Genomic DNA, 17,340 nt, shown 5'->3' on the forward strand with positions numbered 1-17,340 from the left:
TTGAAATGAGGAATAAGGTAGCTTTAGTTACTGGTGCTGGTGGAGGAATTGGTCGTGCCGTTGCATTACGCTTAGCTCGTGATGGCTTTCATGTGGCGGTTAATGACGTGAATAAAGATGCTATTAAAATAGTATCACAGGAAATAGATACTCTAGGTCAAAAAAGTGTAGCCATTCAAGCTGATATAAGTAATCGTGATCAAGTCTTTGCGATGGTAGACCAAGTAGTGAAAGATTTTGGTGGAATCGATGTAATGGTCGCTAACGCTGGAATCGTACAGGTGAAGCCGATACTCGAGATTTCAGAATCGGATATGGAAAGGATTTTTCGTATTAATGTATTTGGAACACTGTATTGTATACAAGCTGCAGCAAAGCATATGATTCCTCAAAAAAGTGGCAAGATTATCAATGCTAGTAGTACATCAGGAAAAAGGGGTGTTGAATTACTTGGCCACTATGCTGCCACAAAACATGGAGTGATTGGGTTAACTCAATCGGCTTCAAGGGAGCTTGCACCACATGGGATTACAGTAAATGCCTATTGTCCTGGAATTGTAGGAACGTCGATGTGGGAGGAAATAGACCTTAGGATGAGTGAATTATTAAATGTTCCAATTGGTGAAACATTGAAGAAGAAAATAGAAGGTATTCCTTTAGGCAGATTGGAACAACCAGAGGATGTCGCAAACTGTGTCTCTTACCTGGCCTCAGAGGACTCAAACTATATGACAGGTCAAGCGATCGTCATTGATGGTGGAATGGTATTTTCATAAATAGAGTAATAAATAATCGTATTAAAAGGAGGAATATAGCATGGAAAAAGTCAAAGAATTTACATTACTAGATTTTGAGGATGTTCGATTATTTGTAAATGGTGAATGGGTTACAGCCGCTTCAAATTCTTATTTTACATTAACAAACCCTTCTACAGGTGAAGTTGTTACTAAAATTCCACGAGGGGGAAAAGTGGAAGCAAAAGATGCAATTGAAGCAGCAAGCCAAGCATTCCAATCATGGTCAAAGCTTTCAGCTTATGAAAGAGCCGAATACTTATTAAAGCTTCGTGACTTAATGTTCGAGCATGAAGAAGAGCTTGCAGCGATTATGAGTACGGAAATGGGTAAGGCATTTACTGAAGCACGTGGAGAAGTTAAATATGCAGCAAGCTTTTTAACTTGGTATGCAGAGGAAGCTCGCCGAATTTATGGAGAAACAATCCCGGCATCTGTTCCAAATAAGAGATTAACAGTCATCAAGCAGCCAGTTGGCGTAATTGCTGCGATTACACCATGGAATTTCCCATTAGCGATGATGACAAGAAAGCTTGGTCCAGCATTAGCTGCAGGCTGTACAGGAGTAGTTAAACCAGCAAGTCAATCACCACTTTCTGCATTAGCGTTTGCAAAACTTGTGGAAAAAGCAGGTATTCCAAATGGTGTTGTCAACATTGTAGCGGGCGCAACACGTGAAATTTCTGATGAAATATTTGAAAATCCGATTGTTAAAAAGATTTCCTTCACAGGATCGACAGAGGTTGGAAAAACACTTGTAGAAAAATCTGCTCCTCAATTAAAGAAACTGGCACTTGAGCTTGGTGGACACGCACCATTTATCGTTTTTGAAGATGCTGATCTTGAGAAAGCAGCAGAAGGTGCATTAGCAAGTAAATTTAGAAATGCTGGTCAAACCTGTGTTTGTGCAAATCGAATTTATGTTCACGAAAATGTTCGTGAGGAATTTACAAATATCTTAGTTGATAAAGTGAAGAGCTTAAAAGTTGGAAACAGCATTGACGAAACTACTCAAATTGGTCCTTTAGTTAATAAAGAAGGCGTGAAAAAGGTTGAAGAACACGTAAGTGATGCAGTGGCAAAAGGAGCCGTTGTTTTACATGGAGGTAAGGCGCTTGGAGAAGAGGGCTGCTTCTATGAGCCTACAGTATTAGGAAATGTGACAAAAGATATGCTAATCATGAATGAAGAAACTTTTGGACCTGTTGCTCCGATTACAACCTTCCATTCAGAGGAGGAAGTAATCAAGGAAGCGAATGATACGATTTATGGTTTAGCTGCTTACTTATACACATCAAATATCTCACGTGCAGTTAGAGTTTCAGAGTCATTAAACTTTGGTGTCATTGGATTAAATGATGGTCTGCCGGGTACTGCACAAGCTCCATTCGGTGGTATGAATCAAAGTGGCTATGGTCGTGAAGGTGGACACCAAGGAATTAGAGACTATTTAGAGGAGAAATTTATTTCTCTAAGCTTATAAAAATTTATTGAAAGATTTATAGATTACGATTAATTTTGATGGAGAATTCAGCTCCGAACTTAGCCCATCTATATAAGTGGATTGACTTTAGCTAGGAGCTTGAATTTTCTTGTAGGGGGTATTGGTTTGAAGGCATTGATGAAGACCAAATCTGGATTCGGTAACCTAGAGTTACTAGATATTCCTGAGCCAATTTGTGATGAAACAGGAATCAAAATAAAAGTGCATTACACGGGTATTTGTGGAACAGATATGCACATTTATCATGATAGCTATGAAAATTACCCTCCTGTTGTCATTGGACATGAATTTTCAGGAGAGGTCGTTGAATCAGGCAAGAATGTGAAACATATTCACCCAGGGGACAGAGTGATGGTCTTACCGTCTGTTGCATGGACGTGCAAAAAATGTACGTATTGTAAGCAGGGAATGTATATGTTCTGTAAAGAACGCAGGAGCATTGGAAGTGGAGTACATGGCAGCTTTACAGAATATGTAATTGTAAACGAGGAGATGGTTTACAAAATTCCCCCAACTCTTTCCATGCAGGAAGCTGCCCTTGCAGAGCCACTTGCATGCGCAGTTCAAGCAGTAGAAGAACTTACTGAATTCCACGCAGGGGAATGGGTACTATTATCTGGTCCTGGTCCGATTGGGTTACTCTGTCTAAGCCTATTAGTTGCAAAGGGATGTAATGTCATTGTTACGGGAACAAGCCAGGATGTAAAAAGACTGAAGATCGCAACAGAGTTAGGTGCAAAGGTTGTAGTTGACGTATTCACAGAGAATTTAGAAGAGGTTATTAGGGAAAAAACAGATTGCCAGGGAGTAGATGCTGCTATTGAATGCTCAGGTGCACCATCTGCAGTTAATACATGTTTAATATCATTAAAAAAACTAGGTAAATATATCCAAGTAGGGATTATTGGCAGTGAAGTTGAGATGGATATAGACTCCATTTTATATAAACAAATTAAATTCTTCGGATCCTATGCACATTCAATGAAGACATGGGATAAGGTTCAGCGAATATTAACAACAAATAGTCTAAATCTAAGACCCATCATTACACACGTAGTCCCACTAAGTGAATGGAACAGGGCATTTGAAATGTTTAACTCAAAGGAAACTGGAAAGATCCTCATGTATTATGATTATTAGAACCGAAGTATGTATCGTAAAACTATTCTCTATCAAAAAAGGTGGTTTTGCTAATGGAAACTAGTTATGCAAATGTAATAACAGATATCGGGAAAGAAAAGCTTCAGGATATGCTCTATCAATTGATGCTTATCCGAACATTCGAGGAAGCTGTTGAGCGACTTTTTATGCAAGGGAAAATTCATGGAACAATGCATTTATGTATTGGTCAGGAGCCAACGGCAGTTGGAGCCATTACAACATTAACAAATGAAGATAAAATTACGAGTACACATCGTGGACACGGCCACTGTATTGCAAAAGGTACGGATGTTCCCAAAATGATGGCAGAGCTGCTTGGGAAAGCGACTGGACATTGTAAAGGAAAAGGCGGCTCCATGCATATTGCGGACCTAGACAAAGGAAACTTAGGGGCAAATGGAATTGTTGCGGGTGGTTTACCTATCGCGTGTGGTGCTGCACTGACCTCTGTCAAAAAGAATTTAGGATATGTTGTCGTGAGCTTCTTCGGAGATGGTGCAACAAATGAAGGAAGCTTCCATGAAGCCTTAAACATTGCATCTATTTGGAAACTGCCAGTTATCTTTTTCTGTGAAAACAATCATTATGGAATGTCGGGTAACATTAAGCAAATGACAAATATTGAAAATCTTGCAGATCGAGCAGTAGCGTACGGGATTCCGGGTGAAGTGGTAGATGGAACGGATGTGCTGAAGGTATATGAGGTAACAAAAAAGGCAGTTGAACGTGCGAAAAGAGGAGAAGGGCCAACTCTCATTGAAGCGAAGACATATAGATGGAGAGGGCATTCTAAGAGTGATGCAAGAAAATATAGAACCCGTGAAGAGGAACAGGATTGGATCCAAAATAAAGATGGTATCAAAAAATTCAAAGAAAAATTATTGAATGCGCATGTCCTAACAGAAGCTGAAATTGAAGAACTTGAAGCGCAAGTAAAAAAAGAAGTGGAAGAGGCAGTAGCATTTGCGGAAAATAGCCCAGAACCATCACTTGATACTCTTGAGGAAGATGTATTTGCATAAAGCTAAGGCTATCAATCTTTTATTCTCTGATATAAACCGTGAAAATAGGGAGGCGTAATCATGCGTAAAATCACTTATGCAGAAGCTATTAGAGAAGCCATGACACAAGAAATAAAAGCAAATGAAGATGTGTATATTTTAGGCGAAGATATTGGGATTTACGGTGGAGCATTTGGTCTAACAAATGGTATGGAGGAGGAACTAGGCCGTGAGAACGTAATGAGTACACCAATCTCTGAAAGTGCTATAAGTGGTGTAGCGGTAGGCTCTGCATTAACCGGGATGAGACCTATACTTGAATTGCAGTTTTCTGATTTTATCACCATTGCAATGGATAATATCGTGAATCAAGCTGCTAAATTGCGATATATGAATGGTGGAAAAGGAAGTATTCCAATTGTTGTTCGAACTCCTGGAGGATCTGGTGCTGGATTTGCTGCGCAGCATTCCCAAAGCCTTGAAGCCTGGACAGCCCATATTCCAGGACTGAAGGTTGTTCAACCATCCACACCATATGATGCAAAAGGCTTGTTTAAGGCTGCACTGGACGATAACAATCCTGTTATATTTTATGAGCATAAGCTTCTATATGGATTAAAGGGTGAAGTTCCTGAGGAAACTTATTCAATCCCATTAGGAAAAGCAGATGTAAAACGTGAGGGAACAGATGTAACCGTTGTTGCTACATCAATTATGGTTCACCGAGCATTACAGGCTGCAGAGGAGCTTGAAAAGCAAGGAATTAGTGTGGAAGTAATTGATCCACGTACATTAGTACCTTTGGACATCGATACAATTGTAGAATCGGTTAAGAAAACGAGTCGTGCTGTGGTTGTGTATGAGGCCGTTCAAAGAGGCGGATATGGTGCAGAAATTGCTAGCTTAATTAATGAAAGTGAAGCATTTGATTATTTAGATGCTCCTGTCGTTCGATTAGGTGGAAAGGCTGTTCCAATGCCTTATAATATGAATCTTGAAAAGCAAGCAGTCCCCCAGGTGGAGGATATTATTATAGCGGTTAAGTCAACAATAGCACCCGTGACGATATAGGAGGTGATCGTATGGCAGTAGAACTTCAAATGCCAAAGCTTGGCGCAACAATGGAAAAGGGCACCATTATTGAATGGTTAAAGGAAGAAGGAGACCAGGTTACGGTTGGTGAACCCATTCTCGAAATCATGACAGATAAAATTAATATAGAGGTAGAAGCACCGAGTCAGGGTGTTCTACTAAAAAAATTATATGAAGTTGATTCTGAAGTCCCAGTATTAGAAACGATTGCTTATATAGGTGAAACAGGCGAGGAAATTGTAGAAAAGACATCAAATAGAAACGTTCAGTCTGAAGTGGTAAAGGAAGATAACAATACACAAGCTCAGCAAGCATTGAATACCACAGTTTCAACTAAAACGTTGACTGGAAAAATTCGCCGAACTCCAGCAGCTCTCAAATTAGCAAAAGCACATGGTATCGATTTACATCTGGTACATGGGACCGGTCCAAATAACCGAATCCAAGTTAGAGACGTCGAATTATTCCTCGAGGGTCAGAAGGCGAAAATTACTCCTCTAGCTAAAAAGATTGCGAGTGTCCAACAAATTGATATTAATACACTTCAACCTTCTTCTACTAAAATAGTAAAGGAAGATGTAACTAAAGAATTGACGCGTAACAAATCTAATTCGGTCAGCTATAATGGGATAAGAAAAGTTGTCGGAGAACGCATGGCACAAAGCTCGGCTACAGTTCCACATGTGACTCTACATACAACCATTGATATGACAAAGGCGATCGAACTAAGAAAGATGCTGCTTGAAAAAATCCTAAGCAGAACAGGCTTCCGACTTTCCTATACAGAGATATTAATTAAGAGTGTCGCTCACGCCTTAATGAGCCATCCAATGGTCAATGCTTCTCTAAATGGGAAGAAAATTGATCTTCATTCGGATATTAATATCGGGATAGCCGTGGCCATTCCAAATGGACTCGTTGTTCCTGTTATTCGTAATGCAGACCAAAAGGGTCTACTAGAACTAACTGTCGAAAGTAAAAAGCTAGCGAAAAATGCTAGAGAAAATAGACTTACAACTGATGACTTTTCTGGAGGGACTTTTACAATAAGTAACTTAGGCATGTATGCAGTCGATTCGTTTACACCAATTATTAACCAACCTGAGTCTGCTATATTAGGAGTGGGTCGAATCCAGGAGCAGGTGGTTAGTGTGGATGGAGCAATTGTGTCTAGACCTCAAATGGCATTAAGCCTCTCATTTGATCATCGTGTGATTGATGGTGCACCTGCAGCACATTTCTTAACCGATTTAAAAGAAATACTTGAAAATCCTTATGAATTGATGGTTTGAGGTGTCTATATGAAAAATTATGAAGTTGTAGTTATTGGTGGTGGACCTGGAGGATATGTTGCTGCAGAAGAAGCAGCCAAATATAGTCAATCAGTTGCCATTATTGAAAATAAATATCTCGGTGGTACATGTTTAAATACAGGTTGTATCCCTTCTAAAACACTTCTTAGACATTCTGAAGTGATTGAATTAATGGAAAAGGCGAAAAGATGGGGTATTGAATACGAAAACTTTACAATTTCATTTGAGAAAATGATGAAACGTAAAACAAAGGTTGTCGAAAGCTTACGTAAAGGCGTAGAGTCCCTATTAAACCAAGCGAATGTCGACATCTATAATGGAACGGCAGTCGTACATACAAATAAACAAATCACAATTGAAAATCCAAATGGGTCTGAGACGATTTCAGCGGATCGTGTTATTATTGCGACAGGCTCTCGACCTGCAGTGCCTTCGATAAAGGGTCTTGATAATGTCACATATCATACTAGTGATACCATTTTTGATATGGAGTCCCTTCCATCCTCACTTGTAATTGTTGGTGGGGGAGTCATTGGACTTGAATTTGCTTGTATTTTTTCAGCATTAAACGTTGAGGTTACGATTATCGAAATGGCAGATGGTCTAATTCCAGGCGAAGATGAAGAAGTAGCCGCTTTAATTTCAAAGGAATTGAAAAAGAAAAAGGTTAACATTTTAACATCTTCTGGAGTTAATGAAATTTCCGAGGGTGATAATGGAAAGCTCATTCGTGTCAAACTAAGTAGTGGAGAGCATATTTCAATTCAAGCTGACCAGGTTTTAATCGCTTCTGGCCGAAAACCAAATATTTCTGCTGTTTCTGAGTTGAACCTTACCATGAATGGTCCGTTTATCGCAGTAAACAAGCAAATGAAAACAAGCTTTCCAAATGTTTTTGCAGTAGGTGATGTCATTGGTGGCTGGCAATTGGCACATGTCGCAAGTGCTGAAGGCATTGTGGCAGCCTCAAATGCTTGTGAGATATTTAAAGAAGTAAATTATAAGGCTGTCCCTCGTTGTATTTATTCTTCACCAGAAATTGCAAGTGTGGGTTTAACCGAGAACGAAGCACAAGCAAGTGGTTTACCAATCCGCGTTGAAAAATTCCCATTATCAGCAAGTGGAAAGGCAATGGCCATGGACGAACGGATTGGGTTCATTAAATTAATTGTAGAGGAAACATATGGGGAAATCCTAGGTGTTGTTATGGTAGGTCCTCATGTAACAGAAATAGTAACTGAGGCTTCTTCATTTATCCTTCTAGAAGGAACCGTAAATGAACTAGCAGAATTAATCCACCCACACCCAACTCTATCAGAAGGGATATGGGAAGCAGCAAGGGCTTGGTTACATAAAAAGAATACACTTGTAAATTTGAAGTAAAAGGTAAGGCAGACAGCTTGTTCAACAAAGAACAAGCATGTTAGCCTTTTTTTAGTTTTTGAATTTTGTTATTATTATGATAAAGGTTTCCATAATGTAACAATACATATATTTCTAATTTTATATTTTCGTTTGTGAGAACTTTACTAGAAAAGGTTGGTTGATATGAAGAGAACAGAGTTTACTTACAAGGAATTATATAATAAGTGGGAGAAGTTTATTAATGGTGGAAAGGATGTTACCCTATTAAGGAAGGAGGTTGCAGACTCTTGGATTCGATGTCGAAATAATAATGTAAATCCTTTTAAGAAGCCATTAGTACTATCAGAAGCTGAAATTAATAAACTACTAAAAGAAAATCAGTTTTTAATTAATATCGTTGCCCCTTTTATCAAGCTCATTACGGAGCTAACGAAGGAAACAAATTTTATTTTTGTCCTAACTGACTCTAAAGGAAACGTATTAGATCTTAGAGGTGGAAGAGAGGCTTTAAATCTAGCAGTAAAAAATAATTTTGTGGTGGGAGCTAACCGGGCTGAAAGCGCTGGAACGAATGCTATTAGTTTAGCTATTACAACTGGAAAGCCTTTTCAATTAGCTGGCCCAGAGCATTACAATGTAAACTTCCATCAATGGACATGTGCATCAGCACCCATTCACGATATTTTTGGTAATTTGATTGGAGTGCTGACACTTTCTGGTCATTTTTCATTAAAGCATACCCATACATTAGGGATGGTTATTTCGTTAGCTAGAGCAATCGAAAAGGAACTAGCCTATAAAGAAAAAATCTATGGAAAAGAAAAAAATCAGCGTAAGTCCTCTACAAATCTTTTTTCGTTTAACGATATCATCGGAAAAAGTGATGCCATCCAGCATGCCATTGAAATGGGGAAAATCGTTTCCAAAACTCAAACAAGAGTGGTCGTAGAAGGTGAAAGTGGGACAGGTAAAGAATTGATTGTACAAGCGATTCATAATGAAAGCGAACGGGTAAATGGTCCGTTTATTGCGATCAATTGTGGGGCCGTACCTGAACAGTTAATAGAAAGTGAATTGTTTGGCTATGAGGATGGTGCTTTTACTGGAGCCAAAAAGGGTGGGAAACCGGGAAAGTTTGAATTGGCAAATGGTGGAACCATCTTCTTAGATGAGATTAATAGTATGTCAAAAGATATGCAAGTAAAATTACTTCGTGTCCTGCAGCAAAATGAAATTAGCCGAGTTGGGGGAAGTGAACCAATTCCTATTGATGTAAGAGTAATGGCTGCATCGAACCAACGGCTTGAAGAATTAGTGGAGAAAAAAGAATTTAGAGAGGATCTATATTATCGATTAGGGATTATTACGATTCATATTCCACCACTTCGAAAACGACCTGAGGATATTCCGGATTTATTCGAATATCTCTTAAATAAGATTGCGGAAAAATTAGGTGTGAAAGTCCCTGAATATGATCGTTCGATTTTCATTTATTTAAAATCCTACCACTGGCCAGGGAATATAAGAGAATTGGAGAATAATATTGAAAGTGCCATTGTGTTATCACAAGGACAAAAAATAAATCTGGAACACTTTCCTAAAAAAATTATCGACCATTTATTTGTAAATACAAATAAAGATGACATCACAACATTAGAAAACATGGAAAAAGAATCAATAAAAAAAGCACTCGATGTCTTTGAAGGAAACATCACAAAAGTCTCAAAGGTATTAGGAATAACGAGAAAAACACTATACAAAAAAATTAAAGATTATAACATAGAACAGCAAGAACAAATAGAAGTTTGATAGAAAAGGGGCCTGACCTCAATGTCATAAAGATAACTTTACAAAAAATAACACTTTTTTTTCCATAAAAAATCACCACTTCTCGAAAGTTATACCAAAAACTGGTATTCAAGTCGAATATTATGGTGATTTTGAAAAGTCAATAGGGTTTTTGTGCCTTTTCTGACTATTTTTTGACACTTTTAATAATTCTCATTTTGTGGGATTTAATTGATGACATTAGGGTCAGGCCCCACGCTCTTACTCCTTCATCCAAAATAAGTAATTTAATTTTTTTTGAACGCTATCTAAGTGCATGGTTGTGAGAACCTTTGCTAGCTTTGGTTTTCCTTCCTTAATTGCATTGAAGATATCCTCGTGTTCTTTGTATACGGATTGTCTTTTTCCAATCAACCCAATATTTTGTTTAAGTGTGAGAGAGAGTGCTTCTTGGTACCATTCTGATAAATCATCTAATACTTTAATCATGAAGGGATTATGTGTAGCTTGGATCAACGCTTTATGGAATTGGAAATCTTCCTCCTGCCCTGGTAAATCAGGTGATGATAATGTCGATTTAATACTATCTAATGCCTTTTGTAGCTCTGTCAGGTCTTCCTCTGTTTTCCTCTCCGCAGCTAAATAGGCTGCTTCCGATTCTAATGTAAATCGTAATTCCAATAAATATTTGATTCTCATATACTCTTCAGTGTCTAATTCAAAGGTCGTAATTAAAAAAGTTAAATCAATATCCTCTAAAAAATGTCCTCCACCCTTAAGCGAAGAGATCACTCCATAAGATTTTAAAACACCTAATGCTTCCCGAACCGTTGAACGTCCCACATTATACGTTCTTGCCAATTCCATTTCAGAAGGGAGTCTGGATTGGCGTGAGTATACACCATCCTGAATTTTTGTAATGATGTCCTTAATAATGATTTGGGATAACTTCTTCTTATCATTTTTCATATCTTTTATCCTTTAAAATTTGTCATACAGATTTTATTGTTTTTATTGAAAAATACAATGAAATATCTTAAAATTATCAATATAATCATAAACAACAAGAATAATTTTGTCAATTATTAATAAAGTTGTCATACAAATTGGATGTTGGGGGAATGGAAATGGTCTATGATTACATGATTGTAGGTGGAGGGATTGTTGGACTTTCAACGGGATATGCACTAATTAAGAAGCATCCGCGTGCAAAAGTACTTATAGTAGAAAAAGAGCCTAGCCTGGCTGCACATCAAACGGGTAGAAATAGTGGGGTTATACACTCAGGTATCTATTATAAACCAGGAAGTTTAAAAGCTCGTTTTGCCAGAGAGGGTGGAAAAAAGTTAATTGAGTATTGTGAAAAGAACTCCATTCATTATGATATTTGTGGAAAATTAATCGTTGCTACAGAAGAAACTGAATTAGTAGAATTAGAGAAACTTTATAAACGAGGTTTAGAGAATGGTCTACCGGTTGAAATGGTTAATTACGATGAGATGAAGGAAATCGAACCAAATGTAAATGGGATTTCTGCAATAAAGGTACCAATGGCAGGGATTGTTAACTATAAGCAAGTATCAGAATCCTATGCAAAGGATTATCTGGAAAATGGTGGAGAGCTTAAGCTGAATACGAAGGTTGTCGATATTAGAGAAAAAGATGATGAAATTGAAGTTGTTACAGATCATGGTGTATTTCGCACGAAATATTTTATCAACTGTGCTGGGCTTTTTAGCGATCGAATAACAAAGATGGCTGGTGTGGACCCTAAAATGAAGATTGTTCCTTTTAGAGGTGAGTATTATAAGCTAAAAGAGTCAAAGTCTCATTTAGTAAATAACTTAATTTATCCAGTACCAGATCCACAATTTCCGTTCCTAGGTGTCCACATAACGAGAATGATAAATGGTGAAATTCATGTTGGTCCAAATGCGGTATTAGCTTTTAAACGAGAAGGGTATAAAAAGACAGACTTAAATGTGAACGATCTCCTTGAAATATTATCATATCCTGCATTTTGGAAGATTGCGAAACAGTATTTAAAGTATGGCTTAGGGGAGATGCATCGCTCTGTTAGTAAGCAAAAGTTCCTTGAATCGTTGCAAAGACTCGTACCTGCGATTGCGAAAGAGGATCTCGTCACAACTGAGGCGGGAGTGCGTGCTCAAGCGTTAACAATTGATGGTAAGCTAGTAGATGATTTTATGATTATAAAAAGCAAGCGATCCATTCATGTTTGTAATGCTCCATCACCTGCAGCCACTGCATCCATGGCTATCGGTGAAGAAATCGTTACTTATATTGATTCATTGTTAGTTGTATAGAATAAAGGAAGGGGTTGTTCCGCAATGTTGGAACAACCCCTTCTTAAATAAATCTATTTTAATGTAAATAAGGGAAAAAAGACGCCTGCATATAGCAGGCGTCTTTGCGTATTGAGGCGAAAAACCACACTCCACATAGTGCGCTCCAAAAAGGAATGTTTCTCGACTTACACAACTCAGCTCATCGCTCAATAAATATACCACAGTGGAAGGGGACAATACAACTGGAAATATTTTTAAAACAAATGACTTGATTATTGATACATATTCCTATATATTCAAATAATCAGATATACAAATTTAAAAGATAAGAAGGGTTCATATGTTTAGTGACAAAAGATTCCATCAATATTCCTTAAGTAATGTACCAAAGGATGTCCTATCAGGACTCATTGTCGGTGTAATTGCCATACCTCTTGGGATGGCCTTCGCGATTGCTTCAGGGGTGAAGCCGGAATATGGAATCTACACAACAATTGTTGCCGGAATCCTCATTTCCCTTTTTGGAGGCTCGAAGTACCAAATCGGCGGTCCAACTGGTGCGTTTATTCCGATTTTATTTGGAATCGTCATGACGTACGGATACGAAAATTTGTTAATAGCAGGATTTTTAGCCGGGATCATGCTGGTTTTAATGGGAATTTTCAAAATGGGATCATTAATAAAATTTATCCCAAGACCTGTAACCATTGGATTTACAACGGGGATTGCGATTACCATTTTTACCGGACAAATTGCTAGTTTCCTAGGGTTGACGGGGATTAAGAAACACGAAGAATTTATCAACAATCTAAACGAACTTATCATTAACATTGATACTATTAACCTTTTGAGCATCCTAACAGCTGTCATATGTTTAGCAACCATTATACTGACACCTATGATTGCCCCTAAGGTCCCAGGACCACTGATTGGATTAGTTGTTTCAACTATGATTGCAACCTTGCTTTATCCAGGGCAAGTAGCAACGATTGGCAGTGCATATGGACAAATTCCAAGTTCATTGCCACAACTCCAAAAACCTAATTTGAGCTTTGAAATGATTATTACTCTATTAAAACCAGCATTTATCATTGCGATGCTCGGCGGGATTGAATCCTTACTTTCAGCCGTTGTGGCAGACGGGATGACGAATAGTAAGCATAACAGCAACAAGGAACTAATTGGTCAAGGGATTGCCAATATGGTTACACCACTTTTTGGAGGAATACCGGCAACAGGGGCTATTGCCAGGACAGCTACGAATATTAAAAATGGGGCTGTTTCCCCATTATCAGGGATTATTCACGGGATTGTAGTATTACTTGTATTAATGTTTTTCGCTCCATTTGCATCCTATATTCCGCTGGCAAGCATGGCACCTATTCTAATGGTTGTTGCCTGGAATATGAGTGAACGCAAAGTATTTGCACATATATTAAAAACAAAGTCTACTGATTCGCTTGTCTTAGTCGTAACCTTTTTGTTAACGGTTTTTGTTAATTTGACAACGGCGGTTGAAGTCGGTTTAGTCATGGCTGCAGTTCTATTTACAATGAGAATGAGCAATCTGATGACCACTGCAAAGGCATTGCCAAACCTTGAGCATAAACATGCAAAGGTCGAGTCTCAAATCGTATCTGATACGCATGATTGCCCTCAAGTAAGTATTTATAATGTAGAGGGTCCATTATTCTTTGGAGCTGCGCAAACCTTTGAAACATCGATTATGAATACGATAAACTATCGTCCTAAAATTCTTTTATTACGGATGAGCAGGGTGCCATTTATGGATACAACGGGTGAGGCCAATTTGGCTAGTATTGTGTCCCATTTTTCAAAAAATGGTATAGTGATTATATCGGGAATAAAGGAACAGCCCAAAAATGTTTTGAAAAGTACGGGCTTATATGATGTGATTGGTCAAGAGCATTTCTTTGAACACACAGGTGACGCCATTCAATTTGCATTATCTGAACTGGATCGCAATAAATGTCTTGGCTGTAAACACTTCGCATTTAAAGAGTGTAAGAAGCTTTCGGCACAAGAAGTAATGGAAAGCAGTAAACAGAAGCTCTCGGCTACTTACTAGAACGGGATTAAGGACGTGAATGGATTGAATCTTGAAATGCAGCAATTTAAGGCGGAATTTTTCAAAGCTCTTGCACATCCTCTGAGAATCCGCATATTGGAGCTGCTAGCTGAAGGGGATAAGAATGTAAATGAAATTCAAACCCTTGTTGGCAGTGAGGGATCTGCTGTTTCACAGCAGTTAACGATTTTAAGAGCGAAGAATATTGTCTCGGGAACAAAAGAAGGAAATAAAGTCATTTATACGCTTAAAGATCCAATGATTGTTGAACTGCTAGCCGTTGCTCGACAAATTTTTAACAATCATCTTGTGGACGCGATTACGATATTAGATAAGTTCAGAGACGAGGGTCAATAACCCACCACTTACCTAACGGTTGAAGTGGGGGCTTGTAAAAAGCCCTTATTGACTACCCTCAGTCTCTTGCAGACTACGTTGGAAAGGTCATGACACCCTCGGATGCCCCTCAAGTAACCATGCCGAAGAATTAATTTTCCTCGGTTATTTTTATGTTTAACCCTAGGAATATCTTGTTTTTTTAAAAATCAATTAACTGTAATATTTGAACCATCTTTTTCCTTGATTTCTATATTACTATAAAGGTGTATACAAATATTATGAATTTAGGAAGTGATCCAATGATTTACGACTTGGTACTGCTGCATCCGCCTACAGTCTACGATTTCAGAAAAGAAATGCTATTTACCGGTCCAATCAGCGATGTGGTTCCCTCATCACCCGTTTTTGAAATGTACCCGATTGGTTTAACTAGTATCGGGGATTATCTTGAACGATTTGGATTAAAAGTGAAGATTGTCAATATCGCGAATCGAATGCTTTTAAATCCGAATTTTGATGTTGAGAAAAAAATTAAGAATATAAAAGCAAAGGCATTTGGGATTGACCTCCACTGGCTTCCTCATGCGCATGGAGGTGTGGAATTAGCAAAAATCGTTAAGAAGTATCATCCTAATACACCGGTTATGTTCGGGGGGCTTTCCAGCACGTATTTTCATAAAGAATTAATAGAATATCCTTGTATAGATTTTGTTGTCCGCGGTGATACAACTGAAAAATTAATCCTAATGCAGCTAAATAAGTTGGAGAAGAAGGATGTATCGGGATTTGCTGATATTCCTAATCTAACCTGGAAGCGAAATTATGAATATTTTTATAACGAAATTACCTATGTTCCAGATAGTCTCGATGAGTTTAATTTGCCAGGTTATCGCTATGTTATAGGCTCAGTCTTTAAATATTTTAATCTATTAGACCCATTGCCATACAAAGGATGGATGCAATATCCAAATACAGCTATATTAACTTCTAAAGGCTGTAATTATAATTGTTTAATCTGCGGCGGTTCCAAAGATGCCTATGAGTTAAACTGTAATCGGAAGAAGTTAGTCATGCGTTCTCCACAAAAAATGCTCGAAGATATTGCTTTAATTCAAAGATTCACAGGTGCACCTATTTTTCTTTTGAATGATATAAGGCAAGGGGGCAAGGAGTACGTTGATGAGTTCCTAGACGGCTTAGCAAAAATGAAGTTAAAGAACGAAATGGTCTTCGAATTGTTTAATTATGCAGATGAGAAATTTTTTGAAAGATTAAATAAGGCAATGCCAAAGTACAGTATCGAGCTTACCCTTGAATCGGCTGATGAAAATATCCGTAAATATAATGGCAAACTGCCTTGTACAAATGCCAAGGTAATAGACATGCTCCAATATGCGTTAAAGCATGGATGCACTAAAATTGACTTATTTTTCATGACGGGTATACCCAATCAAACGTATGAAAGTGCGATGAGAAATGTTGATTTTTGTGAAAAAATTCACAAAGAATGTGGTAGAGCTTCGAATATTTCGTACTTTGTTGCACCACTTTCGCCATTTCTTGATCCTGGAAGTCCGGCGTTTGAAAACCCAGAAAAATATGGTTATAAAAAATTCTGTAACAAACTAGAAGACTTCCGAGAAGCTATGAAACAACCATCCTGGAAAAATATGCTTAGCTATGAAACTAACAGCATGACAAGAGAGGAAATTGTAAAAGCGACTTATGATTCAGCTTTAAAGTTAAATGAATTTAAATACAAGAATCTTATTATTGCAAAAGATGTTCATGATGAGGTTAGGCTGAAAATAGATAAGTCAGTCGAGTTCCTTACCAGACTTGACGCACTGGAGCTCCTGCCAGAGGATGAAAAACTAAAAGAGCTTTCCATAATAAAGAAAGAAGTGGATCAAATCAATCGACACAGTATTTGTGGAGAGAATGAACTGAAATGGGAAGTCAAAAAGCTGTTTGCAAACTACCGATCACTAACCTATATTGGTTTGGAATTACTTATTAAAGATGTCGTAAAGGATATAAAATGTAAATTTGGCAGGATTGACAGGAATCAAGTTATGGATACAAATCGTAGCAGTAATCAGCACGAAAAGTAAGGTCATACAAACACCCCAAAAACACTACAAACCCCGAATTTTGTAGGCTTTTGTCTATCGTATTTTATTGACTATAAATCTGAAAAATGTTAAATTTTAGTCAGCCGTTGCACGAGATTAGATTTATGTTACAAAGCTTGTTCAAGTTTTAACTGAAGTTTGGATAAGAAAGTGGAAGTAAAGCTATCACGTTGTAATTTGGTGAATTTCACACATGGCTTAATCTAAGCCAATAGGAGGATTTTTTTACATGAAAAACGGTAAAGTAAAATGGTTCAACTCTGAAAAAGGTTTCGGATTTATCGAAGCTGAAGATGGAAACGACGTATTTGTTCACTATTCCGCTATCCAAACTGAAGGTTTCAAAACTTTAGAAGAAGGTCAAGAAGTATCTTTCGAAGTTGTTGAAGGTGCTCGTGGACCACAAGCTGCTAACGTAACTAAAAAGTAATTTATGAAGCCAATGATTTA

Annotated in this window: 14 protein-coding genes; 13 read left to right on the plus strand and 1 reads right to left on the minus strand. The window is 37.8% G+C overall.

Translation table 11 applies throughout. The annotated features are described in order from the left end of the window. The first annotated feature begins 5 nt into the window (after nt 1-5). The 8 genes from QNH48_RS11815 (at nt 6) to QNH48_RS11850 (ending at nt 10,039) form a co-directional block, all read left to right on the plus strand. Nucleotides 6-776 carry an acetoin reductase gene (locus tag QNH48_RS11815; RefSeq protein ID WP_283955067.1) on the plus strand — a complete coding sequence of 257 codons (771 nt, stop codon included), beginning with the start codon at nt 6-8 and terminating at the stop codon, nt 774-776. Between the two features lie 40 nt (nt 777-816). After that, on the plus strand, nt 817-2,277 hold the full coding sequence (locus QNH48_RS11820) for an NAD-dependent succinate-semialdehyde dehydrogenase (protein WP_283955068.1): 1,461 nt from the start codon (nt 817-819) through the stop codon (nt 2,275-2,277). Nucleotides 2,278-2,403: 126 nt separating this feature from the next. Continuing rightward, nucleotides 2,404-3,438 (plus strand): zinc-dependent alcohol dehydrogenase, encoded by a 1,035-nt coding sequence (locus tag QNH48_RS11825; protein WP_283955069.1) that lies wholly within the window; start codon nt 2,404-2,406, stop codon nt 3,436-3,438. Between the two features lie 53 nt (nt 3,439-3,491). Next, on the plus strand, nt 3,492-4,481 hold the full coding sequence (locus QNH48_RS11830; protein WP_283955070.1) for a thiamine pyrophosphate-dependent dehydrogenase E1 component subunit alpha: 990 nt from the start codon (nt 3,492-3,494) through the stop codon (nt 4,479-4,481). Between the two features lie 60 nt (nt 4,482-4,541). Beyond that, complete coding sequence (locus QNH48_RS11835; protein ID WP_283955071.1) at nt 4,542-5,531, plus strand: alpha-ketoacid dehydrogenase subunit beta; 990 nt, start codon at nt 4,542-4,544, stop codon at nt 5,529-5,531. A gap of 11 nt (nt 5,532-5,542) precedes the next feature. Next, on the plus strand, nt 5,543-6,844 hold the full coding sequence (locus QNH48_RS11840; protein WP_283955072.1) for a dihydrolipoamide acetyltransferase family protein: 1,302 nt from the start codon (nt 5,543-5,545) through the stop codon (nt 6,842-6,844). A 9-nt stretch (nt 6,845-6,853) separates the two neighbouring features. After that, nucleotides 6,854-8,248, plus strand: a complete 1,395-nt coding sequence (gene lpdA / locus QNH48_RS11845) for a dihydrolipoyl dehydrogenase (RefSeq protein ID WP_283955073.1) — start codon at nt 6,854-6,856, stop codon at nt 8,246-8,248. Between the two features lie 165 nt (nt 8,249-8,413). Further along, the gene (locus tag QNH48_RS11850) at nt 8,414-10,039 is read left to right on the plus strand and encodes a sigma-54-dependent Fis family transcriptional regulator (RefSeq protein ID WP_283955074.1); all 1,626 of its coding nucleotides are present in this window, start codon (nt 8,414-8,416) and stop codon (nt 10,037-10,039) included. A 240-nt stretch (nt 10,040-10,279) separates the two neighbouring features. Here QNH48_RS11850 and QNH48_RS11855 read toward each other — a convergent pair whose 3' ends face one another. Next, a complete protein-coding gene (locus tag QNH48_RS11855; protein ID WP_283955075.1) occupies nt 10,280-10,987 on the minus strand; it encodes a FadR/GntR family transcriptional regulator in 708 nt (235 codons plus the stop codon). A 152-nt stretch (nt 10,988-11,139) separates the two neighbouring features. Here QNH48_RS11855 and lhgO point away from each other — a divergent pair, with 152 nt between their 5' ends. The 5 genes from lhgO (at nt 11,140) to QNH48_RS11880 (ending at nt 17,320) form a co-directional block, all read left to right on the plus strand. Next, nucleotides 11,140-12,345: an L-2-hydroxyglutarate oxidase gene (lhgO, locus tag QNH48_RS11860; RefSeq protein WP_283955076.1), complete on the plus strand. Its 1,206-nt coding sequence runs from the start codon at nt 11,140-11,142 to the stop codon at nt 12,343-12,345. Nucleotides 12,346-12,667: 322 nt separating this feature from the next. Further along, nucleotides 12,668-14,416, plus strand: coding sequence for a SulP family inorganic anion transporter (locus tag QNH48_RS11865; RefSeq protein ID WP_283955077.1), 1,749 nt, complete (start codon nt 12,668-12,670; stop codon nt 14,414-14,416). Nucleotides 14,417-14,440: 24 nt separating this feature from the next. Beyond that, nucleotides 14,441-14,773 (plus strand): ArsR/SmtB family transcription factor, encoded by a 333-nt coding sequence (locus QNH48_RS11870; protein ID WP_283955078.1) that lies wholly within the window; start codon nt 14,441-14,443, stop codon nt 14,771-14,773. Nucleotides 14,774-15,054: 281 nt separating this feature from the next. After that, nucleotides 15,055-16,869 (plus strand): TIGR04190 family B12-binding domain/radical SAM domain protein, encoded by a 1,815-nt coding sequence (locus QNH48_RS11875; RefSeq protein WP_283955079.1) that lies wholly within the window; start codon nt 15,055-15,057, stop codon nt 16,867-16,869. A 250-nt stretch (nt 16,870-17,119) separates the two neighbouring features. Then, nucleotides 17,120-17,320, plus strand: coding sequence for a cold-shock protein (locus QNH48_RS11880; protein ID WP_007083969.1), 201 nt, complete (start codon nt 17,120-17,122; stop codon nt 17,318-17,320). The last annotated feature ends 20 nt before the right edge of the window (nt 17,321-17,340 follow it).

The sequence above is a fragment of the Neobacillus sp. YX16 genome, assembly GCF_030123505.1.
In the GTDB taxonomy this organism is placed as follows: domain Bacteria; phylum Bacillota; class Bacilli; order Bacillales; family Cytobacillaceae; genus Neobacillus.

Bases quoted from the DNA above. Each gene is read 5' to 3' on its own strand.
- QNH48_RS11815 (WP_283955067.1), top strand. From the start codon at position 6: ATGAGGAATAAGGTAGCTTTAGTTACTGGTGCTGGTGGAGGAATTGGT.
- QNH48_RS11820 (WP_283955068.1), top strand. From the start codon at position 817: ATGGAAAAAGTCAAAGAATTTACATTACTAGATTTTGAGGATGTTCGA.
- QNH48_RS11830 (WP_283955070.1), top strand. From the start codon at position 3,492: ATGGAAACTAGTTATGCAAATGTAATAACAGATATCGGGAAAGAAAAG.
- QNH48_RS11835 (WP_283955071.1), top strand. From the start codon at position 4,542: ATGCGTAAAATCACTTATGCAGAAGCTATTAGAGAAGCCATGACACAA.
- QNH48_RS11840 (WP_283955072.1), top strand. From the start codon at position 5,543: ATGGCAGTAGAACTTCAAATGCCAAAGCTTGGCGCAACAATGGAAAAG.
- lpdA (WP_283955073.1), top strand. From the start codon at position 6,854: ATGAAAAATTATGAAGTTGTAGTTATTGGTGGTGGACCTGGAGGATAT.
- QNH48_RS11850 (WP_283955074.1), top strand. From the start codon at position 8,414: ATGAAGAGAACAGAGTTTACTTACAAGGAATTATATAATAAGTGGGAG.
- QNH48_RS11855 (WP_283955075.1), bottom strand. From the start codon at position 10,987: ATGAAAAATGATAAGAAGAAGTTATCCCAAATCATTATTAAGGACATC.
- lhgO (WP_283955076.1), top strand. From the start codon at position 11,140: ATGGAAATGGTCTATGATTACATGATTGTAGGTGGAGGGATTGTTGGA.
- QNH48_RS11865 (WP_283955077.1), top strand. From the start codon at position 12,668: ATGTTTAGTGACAAAAGATTCCATCAATATTCCTTAAGTAATGTACCA.
- QNH48_RS11875 (WP_283955079.1), top strand. From the start codon at position 15,055: ATGATTTACGACTTGGTACTGCTGCATCCGCCTACAGTCTACGATTTC.
- QNH48_RS11880 (WP_007083969.1), top strand. From the start codon at position 17,120: ATGAAAAACGGTAAAGTAAAATGGTTCAACTCTGAAAAAGGTTTCGGA.